This window comes from Rothia sp. HMSC061D12, assembly GCF_001836735.1.
GTDB lineage: Bacteria > Actinomycetota > Actinomycetes > Actinomycetales > Micrococcaceae > Rothia.
The window spans coordinates 1,541,725-1,543,452 of the sequence record NZ_KV830305.1 but is presented as its reverse complement, the minus strand read 5'-3'; the positions used below and the strand labels follow the sequence as shown (position 1 = coordinate 1,543,452).

Sequence of the window (1,728 nt, the reverse complement as noted above, 5' to 3'; positions counted from 1 at the left end):
GTAGCTGCAGTCACCGGCTACGCGTCCCACGTCAACCCACCAGACACGAATCAGCAGCGGGTCACTGGTTGCCTGCGGGGTCACCTCCATCATCTGCCACGGGCCGCCGTCCACACGGAAACGAGCCGTATAGTGCACGGTCGCATAGGCGTGGAAGTTACCGGAACGCTGGTAGGCGTAACTGGTAGCGGTCTCACGCGGACGCTCACGAGGGTAGGTGGTAACCGGTTTGCCTGCCGTGTAGTTAGTGGCAGTATCACCATTGCCGTACTCGATGACGTACGAGGAGGGCATGAGCTCAATTTCGACGTGTCCTGCGAGCATGTCTGCTTCGAGGCGGTAGGGGCCTCCGTCATCGACGTAGAAGTTGATCTGGTCGCCCTTGTAGACGTTGGGGTCGCCTTCTGCTCGGCCAGTGCCTGCGGGGTTGTTGTAGGACTGGTGCAGGGTCGGCTTGCCCGGCTCTAGCGATTCTGCTGCATGGCGGATTTCCTCCATGACTTCTTCGTAGGTCGGGCCGGTGGGACCCGGGCTGTCGGCGCTGGTGAGAGTGCGGGTATCCTCGGGAACACAGGTTTCTGAGGTGCGGCTATACTTACCAAAGCCACCATCAATGTAGGTCCCATCGTCACGAACAATGAGATTGTTGAGTTTTACGTTTCCAATCTTTCCGCCCTTACCTACGCAGCCAAGGATGTTAGAGTCACTCTTGGAACGAATTACGGTCATGCCGTTAGCACCTTTGGAGGTGTAGGTATCTGAATTCTGATTCTGAGATCCTGATGTATTATTTTCTGTAACAATATTATTGTCTTCACCGGATGAAGTACTACTATGTTTGTTGTTCTTCTTAGGGCTTCTATGCGTTTGACAGATTTTTGCGCTATTGTCGGAGGAGCATTCATGGGTTTTCACTTCTGCCGTTGCAGGAGTATGTAAAGAAATCAAAATTATCAGAGCGAGAACCTGAGATCCAATTAGTTTATGAGTCCGCATTATATTTAATCCTCAACAGGTTCATAATTCATAATTTCCCATTTCTGCCCGTTGTGCTTCAGCTCAAATCTAAAGGTGTCATCGGTCTTATCGTCATTACTCCATTTGCGCCAGCTACCATCGGATTCAACATAGATTTCGTAATCCCACTCGCGGTAAGCCTTCCAAAAGTAGGTTTCACCATCTTCCGACCAGGGGTTACCGTCAGCAAGATAATGGTTTATACCACCAATAACCCATCCGCCGCTTTTGTACAGGTCCTCGACGCCTGTATAGGCCTTACGTTCGTCTTCAAAAGTAGGGGACATGAACTTGAAAGCCATCGAGTAATCGCCAGTTTGAGTACCGTAATTACCCCACAAGATCCAGGCATCCATCGTCTTGCGCATGCCTTCCAACGACTTTTCGTTGTAGCCGTCCTCCGGAACGTTAGGCTTCGGCACATTCTGTGCCGGACCGTACTTATCCGCCGGGCGGTACTCGCCGTCGGGTGCCTTTGATCCGCCCGAGTAGCCGCGGACAGTAGACGGGGTCGCGCTAGCCGAAGGCGAGTCAGATGCTACAGTCGAAGCCGCAGCGGTCTCGCTCGGTGCAGCGGATTCGGCGGCTGACGCCTCGTTATTTGCCTGCTGGCCACACGCCGCAAGCAGAGCGCCAAGGCTCACAAGTGCACCGCTGCCCAGCAGGGTGCGGCGATTGAGAATGGTCGAATCCATAGAAGATACGCTCCTA

1 protein-coding gene and 1 pseudogene are annotated in these 1,728 nt (G+C 53.3%); both read right to left on the bottom strand.

All coding sequences use genetic code 11. The annotated features are described in order from the left end of the window. Positions 1 to 729 (bottom strand): annotated as a pseudogene (locus HMPREF2682_RS06120) (peptide ABC transporter ATPase); the annotation flags it as partial. A gap of 272 nt (positions 730 to 1,001) precedes the next feature. Next, positions 1,002 to 1,712: a DUF6318 family protein gene (locus HMPREF2682_RS06115; protein WP_070832336.1), complete on the bottom strand. Its 711-nt coding sequence runs from the start codon at positions 1,710 to 1,712 to the stop codon at positions 1,002 to 1,004. Between the last annotated feature and the right edge of the window lie 16 nt (positions 1,713 to 1,728).

What these genes read in the sequence shown, in the direction of transcription:
- HMPREF2682_RS06115 (WP_070832336.1), bottom strand. Translation starts at nt 1,712, where the DNA reads ATGGATTCGACCATTCTCAATCGCCGCACCCTGCTGGGCAGCGGTGCA.